The organism is Citrobacter sp. wls708 (assembly GCF_005281255.1).
In the GTDB taxonomy this organism is placed as follows: domain Bacteria; phylum Pseudomonadota; class Gammaproteobacteria; order Enterobacterales; family Enterobacteriaceae; genus Citrobacter; species Citrobacter werkmanii.
Genome location: NZ_SZXE01000036.1, coordinates 65,327 through 89,988, shown reverse-complemented (window position 1 = coordinate 89,988; position 24,662 = coordinate 65,327). Strand labels below are relative to the sequence as shown.

General features: G+C 47.3%; 19 protein-coding genes, 1 tRNA gene and 5 pseudogenes. 9 read left to right on the top strand and 16 right to left on the bottom strand.

The features are described 5' to 3' along the window. Positions 1 to 794: 794 nt before the first annotated feature. Positions 795 to 1,667, top strand: coding sequence for an integrase domain-containing protein (locus FDW97_RS20010; RefSeq protein ID WP_137351531.1), 873 nt, complete (start codon positions 795 to 797; stop codon positions 1,665 to 1,667). 102 nt (positions 1,668 to 1,769) lie between these two features. Here FDW97_RS20010 and FDW97_RS20005 read toward each other — a convergent pair. Then, positions 1,770 to 1,883: pseudogene (locus tag FDW97_RS20005) on the bottom strand (ogr/Delta-like zinc finger family protein); the annotation flags it as partial. Between the two features lie 44 nt (positions 1,884 to 1,927). Then, positions 1,928 to 2,501: pseudogene (locus tag FDW97_RS20000) on the bottom strand (contractile injection system protein, VgrG/Pvc8 family); the annotation flags it as partial. 135 nt (positions 2,502 to 2,636) lie between these two features. Between FDW97_RS20000 and FDW97_RS19995 the strand changes: the two are divergent. Together FDW97_RS19995 and FDW97_RS19990 are read left to right on the top strand one after the other, a co-directional pair. Further along, positions 2,637 to 3,032, top strand: coding sequence for a hypothetical protein (locus FDW97_RS19995; protein WP_079794331.1), 396 nt, complete (start codon positions 2,637 to 2,639; stop codon positions 3,030 to 3,032). 6 nt (positions 3,033 to 3,038) lie between these two features. Continuing rightward, positions 3,039 to 3,878, top strand: coding sequence for a hypothetical protein (locus FDW97_RS19990; RefSeq protein WP_137351530.1), 840 nt, complete (start codon positions 3,039 to 3,041; stop codon positions 3,876 to 3,878). Between the two features lie 407 nt (positions 3,879 to 4,285). Here the strand turns inward: FDW97_RS19990 and FDW97_RS19985 are convergent. Next, positions 4,286 to 4,447 (bottom strand): annotated as a pseudogene (locus tag FDW97_RS19985) (phage virion morphogenesis protein); the annotation flags it as partial. Position 4,448: 1 nt separating this feature from the next. Here FDW97_RS19985 and FDW97_RS19980 point away from each other — a divergent pair. Beyond that, a pseudogene (locus FDW97_RS19980) lies at positions 4,449 to 4,772 on the top strand (Presumed portal vertex protein); the annotation flags it as partial. Between the two features lie 344 nt (positions 4,773 to 5,116). Here FDW97_RS19980 and FDW97_RS19975 read toward each other — a convergent pair. From FDW97_RS19975 to FDW97_RS19925, 11 genes and pseudogenes are all read right to left on the bottom strand, one after another. Further along, complete coding sequence (locus FDW97_RS19975) at positions 5,117 to 5,983, bottom strand: DNA adenine methylase (protein ID WP_137351529.1); 867 nt, start codon at positions 5,981 to 5,983, stop codon at positions 5,117 to 5,119. 69 nt (positions 5,984 to 6,052) lie between these two features. Further along, entirely contained in the window at positions 6,053 to 7,552 is a 1,500-nt protein-coding gene (locus FDW97_RS19970) for a hypothetical protein (protein WP_079794328.1), read from the bottom strand. A gap of 584 nt (positions 7,553 to 8,136) precedes the next feature. Then, positions 8,137 to 8,361, bottom strand: a complete 225-nt coding sequence (locus FDW97_RS19965) for a hypothetical protein (RefSeq protein WP_085048511.1) — start codon at positions 8,359 to 8,361, stop codon at positions 8,137 to 8,139. Between the two features lie 76 nt (positions 8,362 to 8,437). Next, positions 8,438 to 8,530: pseudogene (locus FDW97_RS19960) on the bottom strand (helix-turn-helix domain-containing protein); the annotation flags it as partial. Positions 8,531 to 8,578: 48 nt separating this feature from the next. Beyond that, on the bottom strand, positions 8,579 to 9,604 hold the full coding sequence (locus FDW97_RS19955; protein ID WP_085048512.1) for an AbrB family transcriptional regulator: 1,026 nt from the start codon (positions 9,602 to 9,604) through the stop codon (positions 8,579 to 8,581). A 65-nt stretch (positions 9,605 to 9,669) separates the two neighbouring features. After that, on the bottom strand, positions 9,670 to 10,902 hold the full coding sequence (locus tag FDW97_RS19950; RefSeq protein WP_085048513.1) for an acetyl-CoA carboxylase biotin carboxylase subunit family protein: 1,233 nt from the start codon (positions 10,900 to 10,902) through the stop codon (positions 9,670 to 9,672). Next, entirely contained in the window at positions 10,902 to 11,540 is a 639-nt protein-coding gene (locus tag FDW97_RS19945; protein WP_085048514.1) for a 2OG-Fe dioxygenase family protein, read from the bottom strand. Before FDW97_RS19945 ends, FDW97_RS19950 begins: the two co-directional genes overlap by 1 nt. Positions 11,541 to 11,697: 157 nt before the next feature. Then, positions 11,698 to 11,901: a 2-hydroxymuconate tautomerase family protein gene (locus tag FDW97_RS19940; protein ID WP_038639801.1), complete on the bottom strand. Its 204-nt coding sequence runs from the start codon at positions 11,899 to 11,901 to the stop codon at positions 11,698 to 11,700. Between the two features lie 15 nt (positions 11,902 to 11,916). Next, complete coding sequence (locus FDW97_RS19935) at positions 11,917 to 13,257, bottom strand: hypothetical protein (RefSeq protein ID WP_137351528.1); 1,341 nt, start codon at positions 13,255 to 13,257, stop codon at positions 11,917 to 11,919. Beyond that, a complete protein-coding gene (locus FDW97_RS19930; RefSeq protein ID WP_085048515.1) occupies positions 13,247 to 15,109 on the bottom strand; it encodes an FAD/NAD(P)-binding protein in 1,863 nt (620 codons plus the stop codon). Before FDW97_RS19930 ends, FDW97_RS19935 begins: the two co-directional genes overlap by 11 nt. Next, positions 15,106 to 16,296, bottom strand: a complete 1,191-nt coding sequence (locus tag FDW97_RS19925; protein ID WP_087857778.1) for an MFS transporter — start codon at positions 16,294 to 16,296, stop codon at positions 15,106 to 15,108. Before FDW97_RS19925 ends, FDW97_RS19930 begins: the two co-directional genes overlap by 4 nt. 108 nt (positions 16,297 to 16,404) lie before the next feature. On the opposite strand from FDW97_RS19925, the gene FDW97_RS19920 reads away from it, so the two are divergent. Beyond that, entirely contained in the window at positions 16,405 to 17,277 is an 873-nt protein-coding gene (locus FDW97_RS19920; RefSeq protein WP_038639788.1) for a LysR family transcriptional regulator, read from the top strand. 105 nt (positions 17,278 to 17,382) lie between these two features. Here the strand turns inward: FDW97_RS19920 and cbl are convergent, their stop codons facing one another. Continuing rightward, a complete protein-coding gene (cbl, locus tag FDW97_RS19915) occupies positions 17,383 to 18,333 on the bottom strand; it encodes an HTH-type transcriptional regulator Cbl (protein ID WP_038639784.1) in 951 nt (316 codons plus the stop codon). Between the two features lie 101 nt (positions 18,334 to 18,434). After that, a complete protein-coding gene (gene nac / locus FDW97_RS19910) occupies positions 18,435 to 19,352 on the bottom strand; it encodes a nitrogen assimilation transcriptional regulator NAC (RefSeq protein WP_137351527.1) in 918 nt (305 codons plus the stop codon). 325 nt (positions 19,353 to 19,677) lie between these two features. Between nac and FDW97_RS19905 the strand changes: the two genes are divergently transcribed. The 4 genes from FDW97_RS19905 to FDW97_RS19890 all read left to right on the top strand — a co-directional run bounded on the left by FDW97_RS19905 (position 19,678) and on the right by FDW97_RS19890 (position 24,645). Continuing rightward, positions 19,678 to 19,753, top strand: a tRNA-Asn gene (locus tag FDW97_RS19905). Positions 19,754 to 19,961: 208 nt separating this feature from the next. Further along, positions 19,962 to 21,278 (top strand): shikimate transporter, encoded by a 1,317-nt coding sequence (shiA, locus tag FDW97_RS19900; protein WP_137351526.1) that lies wholly within the window; start codon positions 19,962 to 19,964, stop codon positions 21,276 to 21,278. Positions 21,279 to 21,397: 119 nt separating this feature from the next. Further along, positions 21,398 to 22,852: an AMP nucleosidase gene (locus FDW97_RS19895; RefSeq protein WP_137351525.1), complete on the top strand. Its 1,455-nt coding sequence runs from the start codon at positions 21,398 to 21,400 to the stop codon at positions 22,850 to 22,852. A 14-nt stretch (positions 22,853 to 22,866) separates the two neighbouring features. Continuing rightward, a complete protein-coding gene (locus FDW97_RS19890) occupies positions 22,867 to 24,645 on the top strand; it encodes an aminopeptidase P family protein (protein WP_137351524.1) in 1,779 nt (592 codons plus the stop codon). Positions 24,646 to 24,662 lie beyond the last annotated feature (17 nt).

The following is a 24,662-nucleotide window of genomic DNA, read 5'->3' as shown; positions in this document are numbered from 1 at the left end:
GAAAGAAGACAAGCGAAGCGCGGCAGATTTACATTCATACAATTTCGAAAAAATCTACAGGAAACTCTTTTTTATCAAAAAAGAGTTTCCCCTTTTCACGTCCATCGCCCGGATGTAAGCTCCGGGTTGCACAATGCTGTCGTTGACAGCGCCCATGCTTCATGGCCTGAAAGAAGCGCCTGAGGAACTCAGGATGGCAGCCCCTACCAGTGAATACCTCCGCAAACACCGGCTCGCAGGTCACTGCGACAGAGGTCATACTTTACCGACAATACGTCATTTCGCTGCGCCAGCTCGCTGGTCAGCATTCCACGACACCTGAAATTCCTGGGTCAATCCCTGTCCGGCTAAGGATCAGCCCCCTTTACCCTACGGACTGCGGCCTGCATTGCCGTCAGGCTTTGCTGCCGCGTGACCGTCAATCTGCACCAGAATCCGCGATCTTTCGCGTCCGGCCCTCAACCGGTGCGTCACTTTGCGTCGCGCAAAGCGACAAAGTGACGCACAACCACTACACCGCGCCATGCCACTGTATTCAGGGCTTCTGCGCATATTCCCTAATCTGATACGTCCTTTTGGGGCCGCTGTCAGCAAAAAAGAGGAGAAAAAGATCGATACCGAGGGGGGCATGATGCCCCGGAGAATTCCTGCTCTGGCAGGCAGTCCGTACCGGGTACTGGCTGAAACTCCCTATACCTCAACAATCTGCCACTCCGGCGTGAAGGTATCGTTCTGGCGCAGCCAAAAAGCATACGCCGGAGACTGTTTGTGTTCTCAAAATTAAGGGGGAGTGTATGGGTAAGTTAGGTGGTGAAATGAAGGCGCTGGCAAAACACTGTGGCGGCAGCCATAAAACGGTGAACGATCGCATTCATATCGTGCAGCGTTTCGACCTCCATTTACGGGTGCTGAACGTCCGGATCCAGCGTGTGGCGCAGATTAAAGTTCGCCACATCGAAAACTACATTCATGAAAGGCTGGTGCAGGGAATTAGCAAACGCACGCTACAGAATGAAATGGCCTCGCTGCGTACCGTACTGCAACAGGCCGGGCGTAAGCAGATTGCTGAGCATGAGAGGCTGACAAATAAATCCCTGGGGCTTTCTGGCGCATCGCGCAGTGGTACGCGCCAGGCCATCACACCGGATTATTACTGCTATGTGCTGGAAACGGCCCGCGCGAAAGATCCGGGTCTGACGGCAGCACTGGAACTGTCGCGGCTGATAGGATTGCGCTCACAGGAGGCAGTGCAAAGTGCGCAATCATTAAAAACATGGAAACAGGCCGTTGAACGTGGTGACTCTCGCTTAACCGTGGTTTTCGGCACCAAAGGCGGACGACCCCGCGAAACGGTAATTCTGGATGCTGGTGCAGTCAGAAAGGCGCTGGACAATGCTAGTTTGGTGGCGGAAAACCGTAACGGCAGACTGATTGATAAGCCTGATCTGAAAAGTGCAATGGATTACTGGCACAACCAGGCGACGCGTATTGGCCTCACTGGCGCATATTCCCCGCATTCTCTGCGTTATGCGTGGGCGCAGGATGCCCTCCGTCACTACCTGGCGCAGGGGTTCAGCAGGAAAGAGGCGCTGGCAATGGTGGCGATGGATCTGGGGCATGGCGACGGTCGTGGGCGGTATGTAGCGCAGGTTTATGGGCAAATTTGACAGTCAGCTAAGAGCGAAGAGCAGAAGTTCGCTTTCGGGTAACCTAATCCACATGCCAGAGGCTCTCTAAAAGAGAATGGGTCGTTTAAGTGGGATACTTACAGTGCAGCTACAATTAATATTTGTGCACTGGTGGTAACGCTCTTTGGTGGTGTCAGTAACGTAACGGCTGGTTCGCGCGTGGGCGGCTGTATGGCATAAAGGGCAATGAAACATTTTTTCACCTCATCGACTGGATTCAATGACCTAACTTTAATCATTTAATTATTATAAAACAATTGGTTATAACCACTTCCAGACACTCCTTCATCCGCTTCATACTCTACATCAGAAAGCATCACCTCGAGCTCTACAGCCGTCGTGAAGTCGTTCCCGCCGAGATTATGGGCCACCTTACTGATTATCCATGCTTGCTCGTCTATGACGCTCTTAAAGCCCGAGACCCTGACCAGCATTTCGGGATAAATATCCTCGCGACTGGTCGCCAGCATGATTGAGAACTCCGCAACGCCACGCAGTAATTTATCCCACTTCGCCTGAGCCGCACGCATCGCTTGCGCCTTTGTCGCGTAAATAGTCGTCAGTGCGAAAACATGGTCAGACTCGCCGGCCATATATTCACCCTCGCGGGCTTACGCTTCAGGTTTACCGCCTGTTTTTGCTTTGCCGGTTTCGGGTCTTTGGTGTTCAGCCATTTCGCTGTTACGCCAGTGTAAGCGCCACGGTCAGCAATGGTAAACTGATGCCGGTCACCGTCACCGCGCTGGATGGTTATCTGAGGGATGCCTTTCCGCTGGCCGTGGTGCCATTTCCCGCCCTGAGTATCAGCAGTTTAGGCAAGAGTCAAACACGATAACAATGCTATTGTTTTCAATGAAGGAGTACATATAATCGTGTTTGCCATGTTCGTGTGTAAGGGCAAAATTATGACAAGTTTAACAACTTATAAACACAAAGAAGGAAAATGAGATGGAAGAATTAGTTCAGCAAATAAAAGAAGAAATCAAGTTAAATTGGACCAGAAAGAAAAGACCACTTTTGTTGAGCACGCTTGGTGATAAATTTAAAAACATCAAGGAAGAAAAAGACTTTAAAGGAATAAAAGAATGGGTGGAAAAATATTTAGCGGAACTGGATGCTTATATCTATAAAGACAAAATTAAACCTGAGTACATTGGTTTAGTACCTAATGGTGAAGCATTTGAATCAAAATCCTCATCCACCCTATCTGCAATTAAAAAAAACGAAAACATAGATAAGAAAAAAACCACATTAGAATTTCTTACAATCCTGAATAATCTTGAAGATGAAGATCTAAGAAGAATTACAATCCCTACTGATATTATTGTACGACTATTGAAGTGATAAATTATGATTAACTTCATCTTGGTGACAAAGGATGACAGGCAACTAATTTTGTTCGAGAAATCAATATCAAACCCTGTTGTAAATGCGCTTTCATCAAAAGGAGAGAGATGTATTATTTCAAATGTTAAAACTCCAGACAGGACTAATCATAAGGAGCTCTTGACTACGATTGAACAACAACTTGGTGATTTTTACTCTGCTTTCAGCGGGACAATTATTTTTTGCGATTCTGATTATTATGAGTATCTACGTAAGTATTTAGGCCTTTTTTTTATGGTGTTCAGCTTATCACCAATTGCAGAATTGACCGATGGACAGGTGAAACAAAAAAATGAAGCTCTGATTAATCTTGCGTTAAGAAAATTTTTCCACTTAAAGCAAGAATTATTTATAAATAATAATATTTTGATGAGATTGCCTTATAGGAACTTCAATAAAAAAATCCTCAGGGATTTTTATGATAGTTTAAAATCCATACACACTGTAGACATTTCAAATATTGCCGCCGTCATCAAGAAACTCAAAGATGATTGCTATAAGAAAGTCCCCAATGTTAGCCCAGGACGAGTTTTTGTAGATGATAATTTGAATAATTTCGTATTTGGTCATGAGAATCATTCAAAGCAAGGGACATCTACTCAAAATGGACACGGCGTGTTATGTACAATAAGTTCAAAATATCGATTTGGTCATAGATTGGATGAATACAGACATTTTAATGTTCAGAAAAAAAATGGAAAAAAAATATCAGGAAACTTCTATAACTGTCATGACATATTAGAATCAATAAAAGATAAATCACACATAAATATGTTTACAAGCGACTTCATGGAGTATCAATAATCAAAAGGCCAAGCTGAGCTTGGCCTTTCTTTTTTTGGGTAAACTTACCCGTATTACTATTGAAAAATACTTTCAATGAATGTCTTGCTATAACACAATGATATTTTATTACTCAGAATGTTATAACTCGAACTTATCATCGACCTTTAGATGCTTGCCGACTCAGTAACACAAGCGAATGCGAATGTTACGAACCAACTACACATCGGTCTTCAGGTGCATCTTCCGCATACGCAAAATCTGTCACCTGCAGCAGCATCCATTCTCAAAAATATTGAATGGAGTGCCCATGTATCTTTCAACCATAAATCTTTTCTGCTCTTACTATAACACCTTCACTGGTGGCATATCAACCTCGTAGATTTTGACACTAAGAGTATCACTCCGCTTTAGAACAACACATTTATATTCCTGACCGGCTGGTGTGTACGGGTGGCATACGGGGTGCCGTCCGGTGCGGTCGGTGTTTTGATGCGGTGCTGTTGTGAAGCACGTAGCTTCTTCGCAATGTCAGCCGCCATCCGTCGACGGCCTGCCGGTGACACCGTCGCAATCAGCCCGGTCAACAGGTCATTTAAGAATCTGTTTTCCTACGCGCCGCACCGCGAACCGGATGGGATTAAAATTGTGCCGCTGAGTGAAATCGCAACGAAGGATGATTTTTTTAATATCAAGAAAGTCAGTGCCACTGACCTCCTTGATGCGCACCGCATCCCGTTCCAGCCCATGGGTGGCAAGCCGGAGAACGTCGGCTCAGTGGGTGACGTTGAGAAGGTGGCAAAGGTCTTTGTGCGTAACGAGCTTACCCCGGTGCAGGCGCGCTTCATGGAGCTGAACGAGTGGGCGGGTGAAGAGATTATCCGCTTCGAAAAATACTCACTCGGCGACGACTAATAACCCCACCACAGCTACCCATCGTAGCGGCTTCACTCCCACCGCACACAACGCCCTCAGAGCCACGACACGCCGTCGCCGCTTCACCGCACCTCGTTGCTCACCCGCGACCACGGCAACACCACAGATACGCACTAAGACGTTGATAGATAAAAACAAATACCATGTTCAGCGCGCAATGCTTACCCCGCCACGCCTGCCCGCTATATAGGTCGGTTTTAATGCAAGTACATAAGGTAGTGATTGCTATGCAGGGTCTGGAGGAAAATGAGGCTTGAAGTAGGTAAAATCAAAGGCAAATTCATGCGCCTACAAATGCAGGCACATAGAAATAGATAATTGAATCAGGCGATCATTGATTCTGCCACCCCTTTGAGAGTGTTTGGGATTATCATATCAGGTGAGAAAATCATTACTTCTTCGCCAGCTTTTTTTTGCTGAGCTGTGTATTGCAAAGAGTACTCAACCTGAGAGAAATCACTATACATATCTTTTATTTCTTTGGCATTATCGTAAGAAACTAACCATTTAGGGAAATTAAGCCCCTTTAGTTTTTCCATTACCAAAACATGATCATCATGCTCATAAAAATTTCTATACAACCCTTGTCCTTTAATATAATAAGGAGGATCTAAGTACAATAGAATATTGTTTTTATTCGTACTGGCGAAACTTTCTAGAAAATCAATTGCATCAAGGTTACTGACAACAATACGTTGATTATAATTAGCTATATTTTCGATTCTGCCTATTAAATCAGCCCGATTAAAGCGCACATCCATTTTCCACTTACCACTTTGTTCTTTCCCGCCAATTACCCCAGCTTTAAGAATGCCAGAGCGATTTGTTCTATTCAGGAAAAAAGCTGAAAACCCTACTTCGAGCCGTGAATACTCTAATGGATTAGAAATAATATGACGATGCAAACGCCATTGCTCGATGCTTATTTCCGCAGAGTTAATCATTTTGCAAAGATTGTCAGTATCATCCACAACCGAAGACCAAAACGCATATATAGCGTAATCGGCATCGTTAATATATATTTTACGGACATACTCCTCGAGCAACAACTCCAAAGCAACACCAGCCCCGCCAGCGTATGGTTCAGCGTACGCGCCGTCATTCAACTCGTTCTGTTCAATAACGTCCTTTAAAAAGTAAGAAAGCTTACCTTTTCCGCCAGGGTATCTTAATGGTGTATAAAATTTCATATGTCCCTCACAATCCTGATCGTTAAGTATATCAAAATCCAAACCTCCTTGTCCAGATTCAGTCTTATACTAATCGCCCCAGATCAGGCTAAGCAATAACTCAAAGTTATCCCATTCAGTGTTCACTGCTTCTTTGGAAAGCAGCAGATGAGGATTATGTACATATTGCTGCAAAGAACCATCATGCTTAGTTATTTGGCTTGAATGTGTTATGACGGCAGTACATTGACTTCCTGTCATTTTTTTCTCATCCCGAAGAAATTGAGCACACATTATAACTTTATCATGAAGTCCTGGATTTCGATGTGGCTCCTTCGGCTTAAGCTTATTATCCTCTATGAAAGCACTTACCGAGAGGTCTACAAATATTCTTAATAAAATTGAAATTGCATTTGGCGTAGAATCAAATGTCAGATGATTCTTTAGTTCACTGAATATACGAGAACACTTTTTATGCCCTCTAAAATTAAGTTTTACATATGAAGGAATTAAATTATTACGATCAGCTTTCGGTGGTGTTTTTATTTTTACTTTAGGTTTTGGCTGCCCATCTTGGTCAGATCCAGCGCTAGGCTGATCTTTATCATCGGGGTTACTGCCACCTTTCCCTTCAGTTTTACCTCCGCTGTATGCATCACGATCATCTTCATCGCCATCTTCAGCAGAACTGCCATCATCAGAATCGCCGTTATCATTCTCAGTCGAACTAAATGAATTCTGGTCTAGCAAGTTCCATGGCTTTTTTAGTTCATTTTCATAAGGCTTGATATCTTGTTCAAAAACAAAAGTGACACGATCACCTTGGCTACGAATTCGATTAACAGTGAAGCAAGCCTTACCCTTTTCATCTTCCTCGATCATGACTGTGAGAATATTATTGAGTTGAGTCAAGAAGCGTTGATAGGGTTGAAAACAGTACAAAATCCCATTTATGCTTTTTAAATTAAAATAATCCCTGACTTTTAAATCACCAAAAAGACGAGTGATGTTAGTTATTCTTAGGAGCTTCTTCTTCTCAATAATTTTTTCATAATAAGATGAATTTAGATCGATAAAAGTCAGCAATTGGTTACCAAAAGAATACTTACCCATTCTTGCCAAATGCCGACCTTTTTCAGTTGCCGTCCACTCAACTCGCCCTACTCCGCCATTTTGCCCCGTGTGTTTAAGATTCACCCAATGTTCGTACTCATCGTCATCAAAAAGCACACAATTTTCGACAATCTTGATAGTTTTAGACTGAGTTAATTTGAGCTTTTCAAACGCCTTTCGGGCCTTATCATTTGGTGCTAGTTTCGGTGACAAAAGAAGTTTAAGGGCAGTTACGCGCCGGTTCCCTTCAGCAACGACAAAAAAACCGTCCTCATCATCACTCGGGTAAACTAAGATATTTTCAGATGGGTCTAAACCCTTAGAGGCTATGTCTTTAGCCAAACGGTAGACTCGATCATACTGAAGCTCTAGCATTCGTGCTATAGCATCACGCTGATTCTCTGCTGAAGTAGGAAAACGTGGATTATCAACATCTAATAATAACTTATTGATATTCATCGATTTTATTTGATTCACCAACACATCCTCTGTTGAGATTTTTTAGTCAACACACATCGTTATTTTTACCATAATTCGTAGTGCTGACATAGAGTTATGCATCCAATTTTGCCCATTCTTCCCAATCTTTCAACACCCCAAATGAAAATGTTTTCCCACCTACGGTAGCGAAGCCGGCCGATCAGAGGCATCTTTCCGAGTTGATTCAAATCTGGTGGGAGCTCAAGGCAAAACATGAGGAATGGGGAAAGTACAATTGAGGAAAGATAGAGAAATTCACCGCTATAACCGGTGATCCTTGCGCGTTCCAGATTCTGGCACAAAGCCAGTTTTCATATCGTTCTACAACCAGAACAACAATCTAAAACACGATACATATCACATTTCAAAGCAGTAATAATATTTGGGGCCTTATTAAGGGCCTCATTTCAAGGTTTAAAATTAAATTAATTAAAATTCAAATAGATACATTAGATGTCGCATCCAGTCAGAGGAGCCAAATTCAGAAAAGCCTGCTTTCGAGCAGGCTTTTTGCTTTTTTGCGTCTCTGGTGTTAACACAGAATCGCATCCAGCCTGGCAAGCACCTCATTGACAACGGCGTCAGGTATGCGTTCCAGACGCTTGCCGTTCCGGGCCGCCATATCTATAGTTCTGTGCTAGTCGCAGCGAATAACGGGGCCGTTTCTGGGGTTCAATAATCAGGCAGCCATCATCAATGGTCATGCCCACTTCGCTGTCCGTCGACAGCCCCAGCGTTTTCAGCACGGCGGGAGAGACCGCCAGCATGATGGATCCGCCCACCTTTTTCAGACGAGTGGTATACATAGAGCACCTCCGGATATTATATTTTAATAAAACCTCTGCGGAGCAGCTTTCATATCCAAGCTGCGCCGGAAGGACATCAGCGATAACGCGAAGGCCAGATTTTTTCAGACGCAACATCTAACGCTTCAGCAATCAATCCTTCACCTTTAGGCCAGCGGCGGATAAGCGCAATAATAACCGCAACGCCACAACAATGCCTTGCTCTTCAAGGAAGACATTAATCTACTTTCATCTGTCTTTTGCGAAAGAAAACCAATGCTGGAACGGTATGAATGAGAAGCATACGAATAATATGATTCGCCATAACAAAGCTCGCATCCGCTTTTAACGCCAGCGCGGCAAATGACATCGACTCTACGCTGCCAGGAACCCAGGAGAGCATCAACACCGGGAAGGGATAATCCAGCAAGCGCGCCGAGATAAATGCCATGATTATCGTCACCCCCAGTCCAATCAGAACAAGCTGTACCGAAGACCAAAGATGACGACTAAATTCAGCCATCGAATAAGTCGTAAAATGATGCCCCAGCAAGATCCCCATCAACACCATGCTAATCTGATTAAAGAGATCGGGAAAAATTAGTGGTTGTGAAGATAAAGGGTGCAATGCCGCCGCGCAAACCAGCGAGGTTATCATAAAGGGTGCCGGGAAATGTAAGCGCTCCAGAAACTTCCCCGCAATATATCCTGCTAATACCATTCCGGTCAGCCAGAGCAGATTGTGCCCGGAGAAAAAAACGGCTGGAGTCGCAGCCAGAATATCTGCAGATGCCCCACGCGTGATATACCCGGCCAGAAACGTCAGGGTGATGAGACGCAGAGAATGCGAGATCACAATCTTTTGTGGCGGCGTCTTAATATGGGAGGCTAACGCCAGTACCGCCGCCATCGCTCCTGGCACCGCACCTAAAAGCGCCTCTTCTTTACTCCAGCCTAACCGCCGCACACACCAGAAGTAACTCAAGGTAAATTGTAAAGATAAGCAGAGTAATAACAAAGCAAACAAAAGGCCTATCTGCCGATGCTCGCCATATGAAAAATCTCTGAACATAATCCCTATCGAGATTCCGAGAGAAAGCTGGATAACCGTGATACTCCCCGGCATTGAGGATACGGAGAACCCAATACGTTTGAGCATAAGCACGGTAAAAAGGGCACCAAACATCATGCCCAGCGGAACGTTACAGAAAGTGAATCCCTGCCCGACGAGAAAACAGAGGATAATACCTGCCAATACTCTCATCCAGTACCTCTCCAGGCCGGTTGTTCAGATAACAATAGTTTTCGCCGGCACCGTCATGAATATATTCAGTGCACCGTATCTTTAACCCAATGCGTATTATCGATCACCCATTGCGTTAGCATCGCAAGATGTTCCTCAATTTCACGACTGGACTCACCTTCAACAATGGCACTGACAATCTCACCATTCGTCAGTTTCATCACATCGTAATGACGTCCGACAACACCTGTAGCCCGATAATTGATCACAAAAGGTAACGGACATTTATCCGCAATAGCCTGTAAGGTTCCTTGAGAAGGCGGCACATTCAGTTGTCCAACCCGGATAACAGGTATTCTTTGCGCTAAATCCCGCGGATACGTTTCGTTCAGACAGGCCTTCAGCCATGTCATACGCGGATCGAGGCCAAACGCCGCACCTAATTCTTCATTAACGAAACATCCGCCTAACCGGCAGGCAAGCTCGCCGAAAATAATATTACCGCCCTGATCCACAAATACCTCAAGATGAAGTAAGGTGTTTTTCTCAATAGGGAAGACTTCTTTCGCAAGGTATTTTGTATAGTCAATCAACTTCTGATGTAGTGAATTATCATCTTCCATGACCAGCCCTAAGGTTTGCCCTGATAGAAAATCAAGACAAGATACCGTGGCCCGAGAGGCGGAAATAAATATGGGTTTCCCCTGCAGATACAACGCGTTGATCTGATAAGCCTCACCTTCAATAAACTTCTCGATTAACAGATTATGGTATTCAGAGGATTTCATCTGCGCCAGATATTTAAATAACTGACCTTCATTTTTTAAAACCACCACCCCCAGAGATCCACGTCCATCATTTGGTTTTATCACGCAGGGATATCCGTGTTGCGCAATAAATGAGGCCATTGCCGTCGCATTTCCCACTCGAGCCATTGCTGGAATCGGTAACTGATATTGCTGCACACGGGATTTCATCAGAAACTTATCGCGAAACAGGATCGCCGCATTCTCACGCCCCTGCGTTAAACCTAAACGATCGCTGATCCTTGCCGCCCTGAGCACATCAATTTCAGCCAGGAAGTAAATACCGCTGGCGTTGTTCGAACGTGCATAATGATAAATATCCAGTTCTACCACGGGATTATCGTTAAAGTTTTCATAAAACAGAAAGGTAAAATCATTCCCCATATGATGCAAGATCGCCGCTTTTTGACTGGCGCAGGTGGCTATCACTAACGGCGTTGATTGCTGGAGTTCATGCCAGGCGTTTGGCGAGTGTTGTAAAAGAATTTTGGGTGGACACAGTAAGATGTTCATTATTTTTCACTCTCGATATCAAACGTAATGACAAACACATCCCGAAATCCTTTCCCGGGCAACAGCGGTACGATAGGTGCGGTATAATGCAGATAATTAACATCATTGAAAATGATCGCCTCCCCCGCCAGAATTTTGAAGGTTGTTGCGTCATTTCCGCCGTCGTGATGAGGGATTAACGTAGTATCGCCACCGGCGATATTTTCCATTTCGCTGCAATAGACGGCAATGAACTTAAAGCCATCCTGATGTATACCTTCCGGAGCCGGATAGCCCGGCTGTCGATCATGTGTTGTAATTCTTATTTGATGAATACCAACGTTATAGTTATCCTTCGGTAGCAATGGCAGTAATTTGCTAAATACCAGATTCATAATTTCTTCGGCAACATCCTGTTTTATTTCTGGATACTTTCTGCTGATACCACCTGAATACGTATTAAGTTTTTCAGACTGAAAGAAAACTCCAGCCTCGCACAAACTAAAATATTTTTCACACCCTGCTTTTGCCTGAAGATAACTTCGAAAACGAAATTTCCCATCTTCAGCTTTAAGCCAGGGATCAGGTAGCAACTCATCAAAGCTTTTTTTAACATTAATCGAGGTATTACCCAAACGTATATGATGATAAGCATGCATATATGACATCCTCAGAAAAGAGACAATAATGTATGTTGGTTATTTTTCTCAACTTATGACACCGGCAAGGGCCAATATCATTACCTGCATCCAGGCAAAATACGATGACTGCGGATATCAGGCGAGGAACGCACGTTCCCCGCCATCACATTCACTATTACTGACTTTTTTTACGCAACTCGGTCACCGGTACGCCGCCAATCCCCCAGTTATCGGTATCGACTTCGTCAATCACCACAATGGTTGTAGCAGGGTTTTTATTAAGCACATCCACCAGTAGCTGAGTCGCACCTTCCATCAGCTGTTTCTTTTGTTTATCGGTCACACCTTCTTTAGTGATCTTAATATTTACGTAGGGCATAACAACTCCTGTAAACTAAATGATTGTGGATAATGCGCCGAGGTAGCTAAGCGCAAACAGGTTAAACAGCAGAACATAACCATAATGCATCTGGAAACTGGTTCTGCCGGGAGAAACATTAAGGCTGTTGGCAGCAAAAATTGCGTTTATCGATACCGGAGATAGCAGTTGCGTAGCAATAAAAAGGCAAATCCAAATCTGATAATCCACCACGCTGCCGGAAAGATAGTCGGAAAAAATCGACCACGACACGCTAAATATAATTAGGGGATGAATACCGAGGATACCAGGCAAGGGCAGAACAAATAAAATAATGGCATAGCACTGAAAAGTTGTAAGACCGCTAACAAACGCTGTAATGCCTTGCGGGATGTTTGCAAACAACATCATACATACCGATGTTAACAGGCTACATGCCAGGAGTAATACCACTTCGCCGGAGATCCCCTGAGCAGATTCAGACAGTTGTTGCGCCCACTGCTTTTTGCGATTCGCAAAATGGCTGACGATAAAAAGAACAACCGCCGTGAAAGTGATGCTCTGCAAAGGATTCAACCCCAGCACGCTCAACGATAGAATAAAGCTTCCCCAAAACAAGCCGATAAAAGCAAGAATCGAGGTCATATTGCCGCGGTCAGAAACCGTATGACTATCTTCGGCAACCAGTTGGACACGCGATTTCTGGTTTAACAGGATACTGAATAAAAACAGGGGAATGCCGACCAGCATCGCCGGAACATGAGGGATATCCGGCATAGCTGCCCATACCGCCGCCGCACCAATAGTCGTCGGCATTAAAACCATCGTGATACATACCGTACGAGTGACAATCTTCGCCAGGTTAAACTTCGGTTGAACCACTTTTTTCAGGCTATCAAGCAGGAGTGGAATGGCCCCAAGGCTCATTGGCCAGGTTAAAAAAGCGGTCAGCAACGTTATAGACAATGTGACTCGAGACGGTTTTTTCTGCAGTAAATATGCCCCCAGCGCAGCGTTAAAATTTATCGCGTTCATCACCTGCCGGAGTAATGCAATCCCCACCAGCAAGAGCATGACGTCTGAATATCGTACAAAAACAGCGAGGAGGTTAAGTTCCCCACTCTTGTTTGCTGTCAGTAGAAAAATCATCGAAGCGATAAAAATGAGGATCCCACTTCTTGCCGATGATTTTTTCCACCAGAATGGAAAAGTTGACAGGATATACAATATTGACGCAACGAGTGCAAAAGCAGACATCACGGGATATTTACCGGCAAGCACACAGGATGCAAGGAAAACACCCAATGAGATCACAATCATTGAGGATTGCAGATTTTGCCAGAGATTACCGTGCGTCTGGATTTGCTCAGTCTGCATTAATGACAACCTCATGCTGAACATTGCGATGGTGCAATTGTTGATACATATCGGTTACACAGCGCCCGGCATCGACCAGGAACCTCGAATTGACAAGGGGTCGGGGCAATACGTAAGTGTAAAAATTAGCCCCTTCCGCTGGATTGCCTAACACCCAAATCGATTCTTGCGTTTCCCCAAGGCAGTTAATCGGATGCTGATTGATATCAATATCCAGCCCGCCTGGATGATAACCATCGTTCATAAAGGGACGCACAATGCCGTTGATAGTCATATTCCTCATCAACGTTGAAACGTCGTGCAACGGCGAAAAGTTAGCAATTTTGGCTTTTATCAACACATCAGCTTTCACTACGCTACTCTCATCTTTAAATTCAGAATGAACCTCGAACTTACCCTCATATTCATTCATCATTAACCGGGGATCCTTTCCTCCTGCCAGACGAACTATGTTGGCATGCATTAATGCCAACAGTTGTTCATTACGCAGTTTCGGCGGACCTACAGCAATACGATTAAAGACAGGATTGATCTGCTCAATGAAGTATTGATGCGATTTCGCGTCAAGTCCGCAATTATCGATAGCCCCTCGCAAAATATCTCTTACGTCACGAATAATGTCGGTCGCCGCTTTCACTGGGCCCTTGACGTTGCCTTTGTCAGACTCATGCAAGTCATCGCGTAAAAAATCAATAAACCATTGGCTATATTCTTCCAGGGAGGCATGTTCCTGATTGCGATGAGGATAAAGTATGCTATCGATAACCGCGGCATCATGCACATCAGCAACATATGTCGTGGGTTCCTGCCACTTCCCCTCCAGGGTAGATCGATAGACGTAGCACATTTCTTTATGCAGCAACGGGAAAATTTGTTCGATGAAATTTATTTTTGATGTGGCATTATGGATTAAATTCTGGACACGAAATTCATTAATTGCGGCTGAAGTTAAGAATCGTGGTCGGTATTGACCGGAAATACCTTTTTGATTCATGCCGCGACTGCTGAAAGGCAGAGCCTGTCTGGAATAAATAAAAATATCAGGTTCATTGCCACTAGGGTGATAGCGAAGCATCCCATTGTCTGTCACAAACCGTCCACCACGTCCCAGCGTTAATTGGGAAATAACATCATAAGCTGTCAACCCAATGCCCTGGACGATAACCTTAGCTCGGGAGTGAATATTATTTAACCTATCAACCGGATAAGGCGTGGAATAATATTCCAGCAGTTCATTTTGCTTATTGCTGCTGGCAATAAATTTTTCGACATAATGATCTTCCAACGTTTTCATATTGTCGCCATGGCCGGTTGTCAGATAAACAAAGTCAGCAACAATCCTCTGATTATCTTCTAAAACAATGGCTGATCGTTTATCTTGCTGAATAAAAAGATTAGTTGCCTGCTGATTTACTTGCGTTACCGTCAGACTGGCTGGCAGATTTTTTAGTATTCTCTCATACGCCCAATTTAAATATTCTCCCAATAAGCGACGAGGCAAGTAATCATTTGCATCAATAGCTAAACCTGTTTCGCTTTTTATATAGCGATCACCCACTTTGCGATAACCCTGATTGTTAGCCCATTGATGAAAACATGGACCCGGGCGAAAAGGGCCGGCATTTTTTACGGTCGCATCACCAAACAATGTTATTTGACAGGCAACAGTATTAACTAATAAATGGTCGGGCTGAGACAAACTATGCGCTCCCACACCCATGGCATTTTTATCAATAATAATGATCTGCATATGTTCATTAATCGCATACTCTGTATGCAGGGCACAAATCCTTTCCAGAATACTTAAACCACGCGGTCCCATACCCAGTATAGCCACTGTCATTTTTTTCATTCTTTGCTCCAACTGTCTGAATATTTAACTTTACTGTATTGTAAATAGCTAATCCCTGCTGCGATAAATAACGAGGCTGCACCCAATAATATGGAATAGGTCATTCCATTTTTATTGCTCTGGAAGGCACTGACAATTAATGGACCGACGATCTGCCCGACCCCATAAGTCAGCGTAACGAGGCCAAGAAGGTTAATCTTTTTTGGTGCCCTTATTTTTCTTGCCAGCGGCATGACCAAAGAACTTGTCCCCATGAATGTGCCGCCAAAACCAATACAGCTAATGGTTAGTAGCAGTGGTGAGTTAATAAATATGGCCATGACTACGCAAATCGCCTGAACAATTAAGTTAACACTTAGGCAGGATAATATATTCCACTTACGCGCGGCCCATAACCAGCCATAGCATCCAGGAATAACGGCAAGACCGACAATGGACCAGATATGGTCGGCTAAAAAGGTGTTGCCAACCCCCCTGGCCATTAACGGTAAATATGTAGCGACAATGATATAGCCGAATCCGGCCAGACCATACAGTAAGGCTAAATTCCACCACTGGATTTCAGGTTCCGCACTTACGACTGCTTTTACCGGCGGGATCATATGCTTATCTTTCGGCAATAAAATTACCAGGATGACGAAAAATATCGTTGAAAGTATGGAAGCACCAATCCACAACAAGTGTGAATCTAACGCGTAAGACACGCCAGCAATGACATATTCATTACCGATAAAAATGCCTATTCCTACGCCTGAAAACAGTGAGGCGATAACAAAAGGATTATGGGTATGCTGGAGCACCAGCATTGAACCAAATATCATCATTCCCGCGCTTGCCACACCCGCAAGGAATCTGATTAACAGAATAATTTCAGGCTGAGTCACTTGTGCCATCAAAAAAATCAGCAGGGCTGTGAGTAACGCTGAAGCCAGTAACAGCATTCTTAACTTATTGACTGCGTTGAAAATACCAAAGGAGAAAAGGAGACTGCCGACGAGGTAACCTGCATAGTTTGCGCTGGCAATTAAGGATAATTGCGAAAAGGTAAAAAGCCCTTCATGAAGCATAACGGGAAGCATAGGGGTATATAAAAAACGCCCAATTCCCATTCCTAAGGTCAAGACGATCATACCAAATACAGCAGTACTCAGCTGACGATGGCCAACAGCACTGTGATCGATATCCATTTTTTGGCCTCAAAAGACGAATTAAGTTTGATTGTTATCTTACATAAGGAAATGATAATAAAAAGTTAATAAAAATGACGAAAACATTCACTTTAGGTAATGCCTTCTATGAACAGTACCTCGCTTAACTTGTTTAAAACGGTTGCGGAAACGGGTTCCATATCTGCTGCTGCGCGTAGTCTGCACTGCGTTTCATCGAATGTCACAACCCGTCTCAAACAGCTGGAAGCCAGCCTTGACGTATCTCTGTTTGTCCGTGAGAAAAATCGTCTCTACATCACCCCTGAAGGCGAGCTTCTTCTTCGCTATGCCAACAAAATTCTGGCCCTGTTACACGAAGCGGAATTGTCCATGCATGGAACAAAAGTGGCGGGACCGTTACGCATCGGCGCAATGGAAACGACCGCAGCGGTACGTCTGCCCTCGATACTGGCGAATTTCCACCGCGAAATGCCTTCCGTTGAGCTAAACCTGAAAACCTCCCCCACGGAGGTACTGGTGCAGCACATCCTGAACAATGAACTGGAAATCGCTTTCGTTGCCGATCATCAGGCACTGCACACGGAAAATTCGCCTCTGCAATTGCACATTTTATGTCAGGAAACGCTGGTACTGGTGACGGCGGCAGAGCACCGGAATGTCATTACCGGCGCGGACCTCAAAGTGACAAGACCGCTGGTCTTTGTTAAGGGGTGTAACTATCGCTCCCGTCTGGGACAATGGCTGCGGCTGCAGGGAGTCGATTATGCCGATCCCCTGGAGTTCGGCTCTTTTCAGGCGATCCTTGGCTGCGTGAGTGCCGGAATGGGGATTGCCCTGTTGCCAGAGAGCGTAGTCAGACAGTATGAACATAATTTCCCTATCCGTAGCCATACGATTACCCCACAGATAGGTAACGTGAACACTATGATGATATGGCTTAAAAACCGAGAAGTCAGCCGGGTGCTTAATCGCTTTGTCTCATTTATTACCGAGGCTTAATTTTTCGCTACCGACAACGGCGCAATGCAGGCCGCAGAGTCAGTGGAAGACTGGCGCACTCAAAAGAGCGCCAGTGGCAACGTAATTGATATTGAAAAGCCCGCTTTATATCTGATAATCAATCACCGTTTCATCCGGCTCCATTGCCTGGCGTTTGATTTCATCCACGGATAACCCTGCGTTGCATAGCTCGATAAATCGCCAGACATAGTTGCGCTGTAGTTGTCCTCGTTTCAACCCCAGCCAGACGGTGTTGGCATCAAATAAATGCCGGGTATCCAGACGGGTCAAACTGCCCTCCTCCTGCTCGCCACTGGATTGCTCTGCCACCAGCCCAATACCCAGTCCCAACGCCACATAAGTTTTAATCACATCCGAATCCTGGGCGCTGAGTATGATATCCGGCACTAACCCTTTTCGGGCAAACGCTTCATCAATACGCGAACGTCCCGTAATTCCCTGTCGATAAGTAATTAACGGCCAATGGGCGATGGATTCCAGCGTTAAAGGCGATGTCTTGACGAGTGGATGGTCGTGCGGAACGAGCAGACTGTGGTGCCAACGAAACCAGGGAAAAGCCACCAGCAGTGGATCGCTACTCAGACGTTCACTGGCAATCCCAATATCTGCTCCGCCATTTTGCAACAACGCTTCGATCTCCTGTGGCGTGCCCTGAATCAGTTCCAGACGCACTTCCGGGAAAAGCTCACGAAAAGCTTTAATCACTGCGGGCAGGCTATAGCGCGCCTGGGTATGCGTGGTGGCTATCGTCAGAACACCTGACGTGTCATTGGTAAACAGATCCGCCAGACGGCGGACGTTGCTGGCCTCATTCAGAATACGTTCGGCAATGCCCAGTAAGGCCTTACCGGGTTCGGTCATGCCCAGCAGGCGTTTCCCGCGACGAATAAATATTTCGATGCCAAGTTCATCTTCAAGTTCACGAATATGTCGGCTGACACCCGACTGCGAGGTATACAATATATTCGCGACTTCCGTCAGGTTGTAATCCTGACGGGCCGCCTCGCGGATTATTTTAAGTTGCTGGAAATTCACTTTTCGCTCCGGGCACATCAGACATTACGCTATTGTTAAAGTCTGATGCCCGGCATAACAAATAATAAAAACCTGCATCTTATTCCTCTTGGGAATAAGCTTTAGCTCACCAGCTGCAGCTCACGGTTTTCCAGCATCGGTCGGCTAACCAGCGACAACAGGATCTCCTTGACTGCCTGCGCTTGTGGCGACAAGCTCCCCATGGCCGACACATTCAATGAGAGCGGCAGATTCATTGATGGGGTGGTAATCCGCGCCATCCAGCCATGTGCTGCATTGCACAGTGCGCGGGCTGCCGATTCGGGTAACACAGTGACGCCCATACCGCTGGCAATGGCAGCCGTTAAGGTCGAGATAGACTCGATTTCACCAATGACTTTGGCCGTTAAGCGACGTAGCGAAAAAGCCTCATCCACCCGCAAACGCACCGCACTGTAATCCCGCGGCAAAAACAGATTCATCTGCGCCACTGCGGCTAAATCGACGCTTTGGCCTGGACAATCACGCGTCCCCACCAGGAAAAGATCCTCCTTCAGCAACGGCTGACAACTTATGCCCGCCACGGGCGAGCGCTCATAGAGCACAGCCATGTCTAATTGTCCGCTGAGAAGCTTGTCATTTAGCACTGCCCCACTGTTTTCATGCAAATAGACCAGTACATCGGGCAGTTCGGCACGTACTGTTTGTAACAGTGGCATAGTGATGGATGATGCCGCCGTACCCGGTGCCAGGCCAATAGAAACCTGACCACTCAGAGTCTGACCAACATTATTGACCGCAAGTTGCGCCTGTTCACACTGACGTAAAATTGTTCGGGCGTGGGTATACAGCACTTTCCCCGCTTCCGTGGGCGTGACGCCGCGCTTGGTACGAATCAGCAATTGCTGATCCAGTTCGCCTTCCAGCGTGGCGACCTGCTGGCTCAGCGCGGGTTGCGCGATGTGCAACACTTCCGCTGCCTGGGTCAGGCTACCAATATCGACGATTTTTACGAAATATTTCAGTCGTCTGAAGTTCATTTTGCCTCCTGTCGGAATACCAGAACCCGTGCTGGCAGTCATGTGATTCAGGATTGCAAAATACTTGCCAGTTTCGTCTGCAGCGGCGTTTTACGCTGACGCCGCGTCAGGTAAGGAGCAAAGTGAAGAACGACATTTTTTGTACGCTTATACAGATGACTGTGGCTGCCCTGGAAAAGGTAGATACGCACCAGAATGGGGCAAAAGCATAAAAAGGCGGAAAGTTCGCCGCTTTGCTGATTTTGTCAGCAAACGAACGCACAATTGCATTTCGTCCTTTGACAACCCTCATCACCCTCGCTAATATGCGCCTCGTTCACACGATTCCTCTGTAGTTCAGTCGGTAGAACGGCGGACTGTTAATCCGTATGTCACTGGTTCGAGTCCAGTCAGAGGAGCCAAATTCAGAAAAGCCTGCTTTCGAGCAGGCTTTTTGCTTTTCAATTTTCTCATTCGTCTAATTATTCATGTTGCCCTCTGCGAGGGATATAATCGTTTCCTCTTCATGTCTGTCGCGGTAATCTCATAACGTCCGGTAATCTATCGGCTGCAATGTGTGTAACCCAACTCAAATACTAATAATTAAAAGACAGTACAGACAGGATAACTATGGATTCCACCCTCACCTCCACGGGTCCCCAACAGGACGCCTCTTCGCTCAACCGTGCCCGACGCGCTGCGCTTGGTAGCTTCGCGGGCGCCGTGGTCGACTGGTATGATTTTCTGCTCTATGGCATCACCGCTGCGTTAGTCTTTAACCGCGAGTTCTTTCCGCAGGTCAGTCCGGCGATGGGAACACTTGCCGCCTTCGCTACCTTTGGCGTCGGATTTCTGTTCCGCCCGCTAGGCGGGGTCATCTTCGGCCACTTCGGCGATCGTCTTGGGCGTAAACGTATGCTGATGCTCACCGTCTGGATGATGGGGATCGCCACGGCGCTGATTGGCATTATTCCTTCCTTTGACACCATTGGCTGGTGGGCCCCTGTTCTACTGGTGACGCTGCGCGCCATTCAGGGCTTCGCCGTGGGTGGTGAATGGGGCGGAGCCGCGTTGCTCTCCGTCGAAAGCGCGCCGAAAAATAAAAAAGCCTTTTATAGCAGCGGTGTACAGGTCGGGTACGGCGTCGGTCTGCTGCTTTCTACCGGCCTGGTCTCGCTGATTAGCTCTCAAACTACCGATGAGCAGTTCCTCAGTTGGGGCTGGCGTATTCCGTTCTTGTTCAGCATCGTGCTGGTATTAGGCGCGTTGTGGATGCGTAACAGAATGGATGAATCGGCCGAGTTCGAACAGCAGCAACAGGCGCCACAGCCCGAGAAAAAGCGGCTTCCGGTCATTGAGGCTTTAATCCGACATCCGGGCGCATTCTTAAAAATTATCGCCCTGCGCCTGTGTGAACTGCTGACGATGTATATCGTCACCGCATTTGCTCTTAACTACTCGACACAAAACCTCGGCCTGCCACGCGAGCTGTTTCTGAATATCGGATTGCTGGTCGGCGGGCTGAGCTGTCTGACCATCCCCTGCTTTGCGTGGCTTGCCGACCGCTTTGGTCGTCGTCGCGTCTACATTACCGGGGCACTGGTCGGGACGCTAAGCGCCTTCCCATTCTTTATGGCGCTGGAGGCCCAGTCTATTTTTTGGATCGTGTTCTTCGCGATTATGCTGGCCAACATTGCACACGATATGGTGGTCTGCGTGCAGCAGCCTATGTTTACCGGTTTATTTGGCGCAAGCTATCGCTATAGCGGCGCAGGCGTTGGTTATCAGGTGGCCAGCGTGGTTGGCGGCGGTTTTACCCCCTTTATTGCGGCGGCACTGGTAACATTTTCAGGCGGAGACTGGCACAGCGTAGCTATTTATCTGGTGGCGGGTTGTCTTATCTCCGCCACTACCGCGCTGTTGATGCGGGATAAGCAGCACGGTTAAACCCCTGGTGCGAGGGCCGTCCGGTCTTCGCACCATCTTCCTTAACGTCTGACTTTTGTTTCACATTCCTGTGACATACTATCGGGAGAGCGGTATATCTGTGGAACAAGGAGACAGACATGAACAATAAGGGCGCCAGCCTGACCCCGGCTCAGGCACTGGATAAACTGGACGCGCTGTACGAACAGTCGGTTAAATCACTGCGTAGCGCCATTGGTAAGTATATTGAAACAGGGACGCTCCCTGACATAATCGCCCGCCAGAACGGTCTTTTTGTCTACCCGTCACTTCGTGTCACCTGGGATGGCAGCGCCACTAATCCGCCAAAAACGCGCGCCTATGGCCGTTTTACCCATGCGGGTTGCTATACCACCACCATTACCCGTCCGTCGCTCTTTCGTCCTTATCTTGAAGAACAGCTCACGCTGCTGTATCAGGATTATGATGCGCATATCTCCGTTGAGCCATCGCAGCATGAAATCCCCTATCCCTATGTGATTGACGGTTCAGAACTGACGTTGGATCGCTCGATGAGCGCCGGATTAACGCGTCATTTCCCCACCACTGAATTGTCGCAGATTGGTGACGAAACGGCGGACGGGATTTTTCATCCGGCGGAATTTTCTCCGCTGTCTCACTTCGATGCCCGACGCGTGGATTTTTCGCTGGCGCGACTGCGTCATTACACGGGCACGCCGGTTGAACATTTCCAGCCCTTTGTGCTGTTCACCAACTACACCCGCTATGTCGATGAGTTCGTACGCTGGGGCTGCAGCCAGATCCTCGACCCGGACAGTCCGTATATCGCGCTATCATGCGCGGGCGGGATCTGGATCACCGCCGAAACCGAAGCGCCAGAAGAAGCCATCTCCGATCTCGCCTGGAAGAAACACCAGATGCCCGCCTGGCATTTAATTACCGCTGATGGTCAGGGGATCACGCTGGTGAATATCGGCGTCGGCCCGTCTAACGCCAAAACTATTTGCGATCATCTCGCCGTATTGCGCCCTGATGTCTGGCTGATGATTGGGCACTGTGGCGGCCTGCGTGAAAGTCAGGCAATTGGCGATTATGTTCTGGCCCACGCTTATTTGCGTGATGACCACGTGCTGGATGCTGTACTCCCACCGGATATTCCGATTCCGAGCATCGCTGAAGTGCAACGCGCGCTGTATGACGCGACCAAAGAGGTCAGCGGCATGCCCGGCGAAGAGGTCAAACAGCGCCTGCGTACCGGTACCGTTGTCACCACCGACGATCGAAACTGGGAATTACGTTACTCCGCCTCTGCGCTGCGCTTTAACCTCAGCCGTGCGGTAGCTATCGATATGGAAAGCGCCACTATCGCCGCCCAGGGCTACCGCTTCCGCGTCCCCTACGGCACATTGCTTTGCGTTTCCGACAAACCGCTGCACGGCGAGATTAAACTACCCGGTCAGGCCAACCGTTTTTATGAAGGCGCCATTTCCGAGCATCTGCAAATAGGTATCCGGGCTATCGATCGTCTTCGCGCCGAAGGCGATCGACTGCACTCCCGTAAATTACGTACGTTCAACGAACCGCCGTTCCGTTAAGGCCTGAGGTAACTATGCACAACTCAACCCCTCTTTCCGCCCTGCGTAACCTGCTGATAGCGCAGGGGCTGGATGGTATGATTGTCCCGCGCGCCGACGCTCACCAAAGTGAAGATTGTACGCCGCATGATAATAAGTTGGCCTGGCTGACTGGTTTTAGCGGCTCAGCGGGACTCGCGCTGGTCCTGCGCGACCGCGCATTAATATTTGTCGATGGGCGCTATCAGGTCCAGGTACGCAATGAAGTCTCGCTGGATGATTTTGAAATTCACCATTTACACGACGAACCGCTGGCAGACTATTTGCAGTCTCACATTGCAGCGGGTACACGTATCGGCTTTGAGCCGCTGCTGATGGTTAACAGCCAGTTTGAAGCGCTGTCGGCTACCCACTGCGAGCTGGTACCTCTGGAGCAAGATCCCTTCGACCAGGTATGGTTAGATCGTCCGGCAGCGCCTTGCGGCATCATTCGCGAAATGCCCCTCGACATCAGCGGTGAGAGCAGCGCACAGAAACGTGCCCGCGTCGTGGAGCAGCTCACTCAACATCAGGCCGATGTGCTGGCGATTACGCTGCCGGACAACATTGCCTGGCTGCTTAATGTCCGTGGTTCGGATCTTGCTATGGTTCCGGTGCCGTTCTCATTTGCCCTGCTCCATCGCAGCGGCGAACTGGAATGGTTTGTCGATAGCAATAAAACACAGCAACTCCCCGCATCGCTGTTGGATACGCTTACGCTGGCCCCGCAAGAGAGCTTCCTGGCTCGCTGTCAGCAGTTGGCAAATGGGAAGCGCTTTCTGGTCGATAAAGACTACGCTCCGGTGGCATTGCGTTTTGCCATAGAAGAACATGGCGGCCACATCCTGTGGGCCCCCGACCCTATTACGTTAATGAAAGCGCACAAAAATGACATTGAACTGGCAGGCTATCGGGAATGCCATGAACAGGATGGCGCAGCCTGGGTTAACTTCCTCGCATGGCTGGCGCATGAGGTCCCTTTACGCGAAGCGGCGGGCAATCCAATCACCGAACTGGAAGCGCAGGCTAAACAGCTGGAGTTTCGCCAGCAGCAGCCGGGATTTATCGAGCAGAGTTTCAGCACGATTTCAGCCTCTGCCAGCAATGCGGCGATGTGTCATTACCACTCCAGCGAAAAAACCAATACGCCAATTACCTCGCAGGCCATGTACCTGAATGATTCCGGTGGTCAGTATCATAATGGTACAACGGATACGACGCGCACCCTGGCATTTGGCCCACAGGATCCGCAGCGACGCTTGCACTACACCGCCGTGTTGAAAGGCTTCTTGTCACTTATTTCACTGCAGTTCCCCAGCGGTACTCAGGGCCATCAACTGGATGCCTTTAGTCGGCGGGCGTTGTGGGATTTGGGACTGGATTTTGATCATGGAACCGGGCACGGCGTAGGCCATCAGTTGCTTATCCATGAACAACCTCATCGCATTGCCAAAAAAGTTAACCCCTGGCCTCTGGTGGCGGGCAATATCATCACCATCGAACCGGGTTATTATCTGGCCGGGCAATATGGGATCCGCATTGAGAATCAGGTGGAGATTATCAACAGCCGTCCGGGCTTCTGCCGTTTCTCAACGCTGACGCTGGTGCCGATTGATTTGAACCTTGTGGAACTGCATCTGCTGAGCGATGCTGAGAAACAGTGGATTGATGATTATCACCAGCAGGTCAGAGAGACATTGTCCCCACGCGTAAACGCAGAAGCCCGTCCATGGCTGTTCGCCGCCACTGCGCCTATTCGCGTTCAGGCCAATTAAGACAATAAAAAAGGCAG